Genomic DNA, 7,204 nt, shown 5'->3' on the forward strand with positions numbered 1-7,204 from the left:
CGCTGGACATGGCGCGCTCCAACGCATCGGAGCTTGAAGCCTTTGAGGAATCCTACGGTGCGCTCAATCTGCCCTATATTTTTGTCGACGCCGACCATTATTACGATGTGTTGAGCGGAGACATCGGCGCCGATATTCTTGCGGCCTCGGAAGACAAGGGCTTTATCGGCCTGGCATATTACATCGAAGGTGCACGTTCCTTCTATGCCAACAAGGAGATCAAGTCTCCGGCCGACCTGCAGGGTATGAAAATCCGTGTTCAACCGAGCCCGTCCGCTATCCGCATGGTGGAACTGCTCGGGGGAAACCCGACGCCCATTGCCTGGGGTGAACTTTACAGCGCCTTGCAGCAGGGTGTCGTTGACGGGGCTGAAAACAACCCGATGGCCCTGACATCCGCCCGGCACGGAGAAGTGTCCAAAGTCTATTCGAACGATGGCCACACAATGATCCCATCCGTTGTCATGATTTCTTCCAAGTCCTGGAACGATCTGTCTGACGAACACAAGGCGGCTCTCACCAAGGCAGCAAAGGAATCAATGGATTTCCATCGTGAGCAGTGGGATGCCATGAGTGCGGCGGCAGTTGAAACGGCCAAGAGTGAACTCGGTGTGAAATTCATCGAAGTCGAGAAGGGTCCGTTCATCGAAGCCGTTCTGCCGATGCATGAAGAAGCAGCACAAAAGTCCCCGGTCGTGGCTGATCTGATCAAGCGTATCAAGGACAGCGCGAAGTAGTACAGCAGCATGCCCGGCGAGTTCCAATCGGTCTTGCCGGGCATCGCCTCGAGGCGACGAAAGGGGCATTCGCAGCGTGCAATGAGCCATGCAATGCTCCAAAAGCCAGGCCGGAGACAGACTGATGCTCGAACGTTCCCATCTTGCCGACAATGCTCTGCAGGCCCTGCATGATGAAGACTATGATGTGCCATTTAACACGCAGTCTCTCAATCATGCCGGTCTAATCTTCATGGGCGGACGGGCGGTGGAAAACCTCGCCGGTGACTGGACTTTCTGCGTCGACCTTCTGGACACCGGCCTCAGGCAGAAATGGTTCTCCATGTTGCCTGAGGCTCCTGAAAATCGGACTGAGCCCTGGGACTATGATCCCTATTTGGGCGAGACGGTACCGGTTCCTTCAAACTGGGCCATGCTGAAGGAAAAATGGTACTTCTTCGAAGGCAGTGCCTGGTACACAAGACCGCTTGATGTCGGTGACATCGATGAAATCAGGCGGCAGTTCCTGCGGTTCGGAGCAGCAAGCTACGACTGCAAGATTTTCCTGAACGGTGAATTTCTGGGTAACCACTATGGGGCTTCGACGCCTTTCTGCGTGGAACTGACGGGAAGACTGAAACGCGGTCGAAACTGGATAATGGCCTGCGTCAACAACACCCGCACGCGAGACCGTGTCCCCATGCGCAACACCGACTGGTTCAATTATGGCGGCCTTTATCGCGACGTTTCTTTCTTCGAAACACCGAAAAGCCTGATCAAGGATTTCTTCTTGTATCTTGTGCCGGACGGAACCGGGGCCAGGATCCGCGCAGAGGTTGAGATTGACGGGTCTGCCCAAGAAACGGCGAAGCTGATGATCCCGGAACTTGGGATTGAACGGGAAATCACCCTCGACGAAGCCGGTATGGGCCGGATCGAGATTGAGGTCTCACCGGAACTCTGGTGCCCTGAAAATCCAAGACTTTACGATGTTGCGGTCAGCTATGGCGAGGACAGGGTTACCGACCGGGTCGGCTTTCGTCAGATCGAACGGCGGGGAACCGACATTCTGTTAAACGGCGAGCCGGTATTCCTGCGTGGAATTTCCGTTCACGAAGACGACGCGGAACTCGGCAAGGTGACAAATGAAAGCGATTTGCGTCGTCGCTTTGAGCATGCCAGGGAGCTTGGTTGCAACTATCTGCGCCTTGCCCATTATCCGCATCATGAAAGGGCGGCTGAGCTGGCCGATGAGCTCGGGTTTATGCTGTGGGAGGAAATCCCCGTCTATTGGGCGATTGACTTTGCCAATCCGGCAACCTACCGGGATGCGGCCAATCAGCTCCAGGAACTTGTCAAACGGGACCGGAACCGGGCCAGCGTGATCATCTGGTCGGTTGGAAATGAAAACCCGGATACCGATGCCCGGCTCAAATTCATGCAGGGACTGGCAGATACCTGCAAAAAACTGGATCCAACACGCCTGACATCGGCCGCGTGCCTTGTGAACCATGCCCAAAACAGGATTGAAGACCGGCTGGCCGAACACATCGATATCATTGGCCTCAATGAGTATTACGGCTGGTACGAGGAGAATTTCGACGATCTTGCCGCGATTGGCGAAAATTCGAATCCGGATCGGCCAGTGGTTATTTCAGAGACCGGAGCCGACGGTGTAATCGGGCCGAAAGGGCCGGAAAAGGGTCTGTTCAGTGAAGACTATATGGCCGACGTTTATCGAAAGCAGATTGCCACATTGCGCCGACTGAACTACGTCAAGGGCATGTCGCCGTGGATACTTTATGATTTTCGTGTAGAGAGACGGCAAAATATTTTCCAGAACGGCTATAATCATAAAGGGCTGATTGCTGCCGATAAAAAAACCAAGAAAAAAGCGTTCCATATTCTGGCGGACTACTATCACCAGATTGCCACCGGAGATGAGGATGCAAGGAAGGCCTCATGACCAGCGATGACTCAAAGCGCCGCTACCAGGAAGTTGCCGAAATGCTGGCACGGCGCATTTCCGAGGAAGGCTACAAGCCGGGTGACAAGTTTCCGACAGAACGGCAGATATCAATGGAAATGGGTATCAGCCGTTCGCTCGTCCGGGAAGCGTATATCGTACTTGAGATCGAGGGCTATCTTGATGTGCGTAAGGGCTCCGGCAGCTATGTGGCGGACGGCGAGAAAATCTCTCTGAATGTTCCCAAATCCGATTTCGGCCCCTTCGAGCTTTTGCAGGCCCGTCAGCTTCTGGAAAGCAGCATCACCGGTTTTGCCGCAACCACCGTCACCAAGAACGATATTCTGAAGCTTCGCGAAACCCTGGATCTTGAACGCAAGGCAATTGAGCGTGGCGAAGAAGACTATCTCGCCGACCGGCAATTTCATTTGCAGATCGCCGAAGCGACACAGAACAGCGTACTTGTTGCACAGGTCGAGGACTTATGGGTCAAGCGTGAGAACAGCTCCATGTGGGCTCGCCTGCATGACCGCATTTTTGACTTGAGTTACCGGACCAAATGGTTGGACGATCATGCCTTGATTCTTGAAGCGCTGAGACATCGCGAATCGGAAAAGGCGCAGCAGGCGATGTGGCAGCATCTTGAAAATGTTCGCCTGACGCTGCTCGAACTGTCGGATGTAGGCGACCCTGATTTTGACGGCTATCTCTATACTCCCGCTTTTGCGTCAACTTAAAGAATAAGAAAGAAAAGATGCGATGATCGAAAGCTGGCGCTGGTTCGGGCCGCAGGACCCGGTTTCCCTGAGAGACGTCCGTCAAACGGGAGCATCGGGGATTGTGACCGCCTTGCACGAGATTCCGAACGGCGCGCTCTGGCCGGAAGAAGAAATCGCGACGCGCAGAGAAATGATCGAGGACGCCGGCCTTTCGTGGCAAGTCACCGAGAGCATCCCAGTTCATGAAGACATAAAGACCGGAGCGCCGGGCTGGGAACGCCTTGCTCGGAACTGGGCCGATACCGCCTGTGCGCTCGCCCGGCAGGGTGTGAAAACCATTTGCTATAATTTTATGCCTGTTCTGGACTGGACGCGGACCGATCTCAATCATCCACTCGCCGACGGCGCGACGGCACTGAGATTTGAATTCGCCGCCTATGCCGCCTTCGACCTGTTCATTTTGAAGCGGGAGGGAGCCGAGAAGGAATATACATCGGAAGACATTGCGGCGGCCGAAGCTTTTCTGGCCAGATGTACCGAATCTGGGCGCGAAAGGCTGACCGCAAACATCATCGCAGGTCTGCCCGGGTCGGAAGAAAGTTACACGCTGGACACTTTCAGAACACGACTGGCAGCCTATCGGGATGTCGGGCGGGCAGAGCTGTTTCTCAATCTGCGGAACTTCCTCGAACTGGTGGTTCCTGAAGTCGAACAGGCTGGAGCTGTTCTGGCGTTGCATCCGGACGATCCACCCCGGTCGATATTCGGTCTTCCCCGGATTGCAAGCACACAGGAGGATCTGGAGCGCGTTGCCGGAATGCAAAGATCGCAGGCCAATGGTTTCACGCTTTGCACAGGTTCGTTGGGAGTGCGCGCCCAGAACGATTTGCCCGCGATCATAGAAGCACTCGGAGAGCGCATCTATTTTGCACATTTGAGAGCAACCCGCAGGGAGATTGATCCACGCAGTTTCTATGAAGATGCCCACCTTGAAGGCGATATTGACATGGTCGCGATAATCCGGGCGTTGCGGAAACTGGAAACCCGTACTGGCCGGCAAATTCCCATGCGGCCCGACCATGGTCACCGTATTTTGAACGACCACACCGGTCGCTCCACACCCGGCTATCCGGCAATCGGCCGCTTGCGCGGGCTGGGAGAATTGCGGGGTGTCATAAGGGCGGTTGACGCTCTGGATGGAGCTGACGCCGCAGCTGGATAAACAGTCGAGCGTCAACTGCACGGCTTGACGTTGCCAATCAATCCATGATCTGGAATTGGCAACAATTCTCCGCAGCAGCAGGACGTCAAATGCCTGAAAACTTAGTTTCGCCTCCTGATCTGATTGAAGACGGTCAGGATACCATCCTGATTGAAGATCTGCTCATTCCTGCACAAATCGGTATTCTGGACAGTGAAAAGGGGCGAACCCAGGCCGTTCGCTTCGACATTGAAATCCGAACCGTGCCCGGCTATCGCAAGCTTGTTCGGGAAACAGGGACTTTTGTGTCCTACGCCGATGCGGTGGAGTTCGTTCAGGCCAAGGCATCTTCCGGGGATCATGTGGATCTGGTGGAGGACTGGGCCGAAGCTGTTGCGGAATTTGTCCTCACCAACCCTTTGGCTGACCGGGTTACCGTCAAGGTGAACAAACCCGAAATCTTTGAAGATGCTGCCGGCGTCGGCATCCGCATCACCCGCAAGCGTGCCTGAATTCGACCTTGCCGCAGCTGGGATCTTTCCTATTTGCCTCGAAACCGTCCGACCCTCCAACCCTCCGACCTGATGCCCGGGAGCTCTCCCCCTCATGATTTCCGCCGATCGCCTTCTTCCCCTCTGGCTCAAATATCGCGAGGCGCTGGAAGCGCCGGTTCAAACATTCGAGTTTCCGAAATTCGGACGCCGGTTCGAGGACCGGACCTATCAGATGGGTGTTCTTAACCTTTCCCCCGACAGTACCTATCGCGAAACCGTCTGCCATACATTCGAGGCTGCGCTTTACCGTGGCCGGCGGATGACCCTGGAAGGGGTCGCTATGGTGGACATCGGTGCCGAGTCGACCGGTGAAACCGCGGACATTGTTGCTGCAGAGCGCCAGATTGATCGCATGCGCCCGGTGGTCAAGGCGCTGTCAGATGAAAACATACTGGTTTCTGTCGAGACCTATCACCCCGAGGTCGGGGTCGCTCTGGTTGAGGCCGGTGCGGGGGTGGTCAATCTGACGGGTCGGGTGGACGACCCGGCGTTTTACGAGGCGATTGGATATCATCAGGCGGGCGTGGTGCTGTGCTACACGCCTGGCGAAAATGCTCGGTCGGAGGATTATCTGCCGCCGGCTGAGGATATTTTCGATCACCAGTTGACGTTTTTCAGAGAAAGAATTGACCTTGCGACCAATGCCGGGATCGAGCGCCTGTGGGTGGACCCTGGTTTCGGTTTCGCGTTGCACTTGCCCGACGGTCCCGACAGGATCCGATATCAGACAGACAGTATCCTGCAATCCTTTCGGCTGCGGGAGCTTGGCTGGCCGGTTACTGTTCAACTGACAGGAGCCGTCTATTTGTTCCGTGACGAGGTCCGGGTCGCTCAGACGAGTGCAGCGACTTTGGCGGTGATGTCGAAAGCTAACCTCGTGCGCAGTCATGAAGTCTCGCGCGTTCAGCCGGTCCTGAACCTACAGGATTACGCCTGACACTTCTGGGAGGAAAGAAAATGGCAGCTCAAAAGATCGCGTTGGTGACCGGCGCGGGAAAGCGGCTCGGCAAAGCCATTGCCAAAGGTCTGGCCGACGAGGGTTACGCGCTTGGCCTTCACTATAATTCATCGGTCGGGGGCGCACAGGAACTCCACGACGACATTCAGGCATCAGGAGGCCGGTCCGTCCTTCTGCAAAAGGATCTCAGTTGTCCGGAATTGGCCGGGGAGTTGATCGCTGAAACAGCAAAAGCACTGGGGGGCCCGGTCTCAACTCTCGTCAATTCGGCGTCTGCCTTCAACACCGACAGTTTACACGATCTGACGCTGGAGAGCTGGCAGTTTCTGATGAACGTCAATGCAGCGGCACCGGTATTCCTGATGCAGGCCTTTGCCAGGCAGGCTCCTATGCCGGAATGTGGCTCGATCGTGAACCTGCTCGATACTCAGATGCTGTCGGCATCGCCTGAACGGTTCAGCTATTTTTGCGGCAAGTTCGCCCTTGATGGTGCGACCCGGCTGGCGGCGTATGAGCTGGGACCCAAGGGCATAAGGGTGAACGCAGTCGCGCCAGGGCTTGTTCTGCCAAGCGACCAGACGCAGGAAAATTTCGACAGCCGCCAAAAACTGACGCCGCTCGGTCCGGGCCTGGGTCCGGATGATATCGTCGCAGCAGTCCGCTATCTGGTGGAAGCGCCGCAGGTTTCCGGCCACACGCTGGTCGTTGATGCCGGGCAACGTCTGATGGGTTTTGGCAACGCGCCGATCGGTTAGTGCGGAGAATATGAATTTCGCATCATTGGCGCAGAACGCTTCGCAGCGAAATTCAGATTTTAAACCACACTAGAAACTTACACTTGCTGGTCACCCTTTGAAGCTCGTTCGCAGTGCGTTGAGAAATGAGACGAACGTCAGCTTCAGGTGACCAGGCCGAAGCCGGTTTGAATTAGCTAACAAAAGGTTAATATCCACTGCCTGGGGGCAGCTGATATTTTTCTTAAAAAAATGCATTTCATGTGTTGACGGTTGTTATTGGTGTGCGTATAACCGCGCTCATCGACGGCGGCAACGTCGCTGGCGACAAGGTTTTTTGACCTTAATTCCAGAAA

Annotated in this window: 7 protein-coding genes; all 7 read left to right on the top strand. The window is 55.4% G+C overall.

The window, feature by feature from the left end; genetic code table 11:
* The coding region (locus tag K5905_RS23040; RefSeq protein ID WP_297588252.1) for a TRAP transporter substrate-binding protein at positions 1-737 on the top strand (737 nt) is incomplete at its 5' end.
* Positions 738-861: 124 nt separating this feature from the next.
* A complete protein-coding gene (locus tag K5905_RS23045; protein ID WP_297588254.1) occupies positions 862-2,682 on the top strand; it encodes a glycoside hydrolase family 2 protein in 1,821 nt (606 codons plus the stop codon).
* Positions 2,679-3,419, top strand: a complete 741-nt coding sequence (locus tag K5905_RS23050; protein ID WP_297588256.1) for an FCD domain-containing protein — start codon at positions 2,679-2,681, stop codon at positions 3,417-3,419. The genes K5905_RS23045 and K5905_RS23050 overlap by 4 nt, the downstream gene beginning before the upstream one ends.
* Before the next feature lie 22 nt (positions 3,420-3,441).
* The gene (gene uxuA / locus K5905_RS23055; protein WP_297588257.1) at positions 3,442-4,623 is read left to right on the top strand and encodes a mannonate dehydratase; all 1,182 of its coding nucleotides are present in this window, start codon (positions 3,442-3,444) and stop codon (positions 4,621-4,623) included.
* An 89-nt stretch (positions 4,624-4,712) separates the two neighbouring features.
* On the top strand, positions 4,713-5,114 hold the full coding sequence (locus tag K5905_RS23060; RefSeq protein ID WP_297588259.1) for a dihydroneopterin aldolase: 402 nt from the start codon (positions 4,713-4,715) through the stop codon (positions 5,112-5,114).
* Between the two features lie 94 nt (positions 5,115-5,208).
* Positions 5,209-6,093 (top strand): dihydropteroate synthase, encoded by an 885-nt coding sequence (locus K5905_RS23065; protein ID WP_297588260.1) that lies wholly within the window; start codon positions 5,209-5,211, stop codon positions 6,091-6,093.
* Between the two features lie 20 nt (positions 6,094-6,113).
* Entirely contained in the window at positions 6,114-6,869 is a 756-nt protein-coding gene (locus K5905_RS23070; protein ID WP_297588263.1) for an SDR family oxidoreductase, read from the top strand.
* The last annotated feature ends 335 nt before the right edge of the window (positions 6,870-7,204 follow it).

Origin of the sequence: Roseibium sp. (genome assembly GCF_025698965.1) — a bacterium.
GTDB lineage: Bacteria > Pseudomonadota > Alphaproteobacteria > Rhizobiales > Stappiaceae > Roseibium.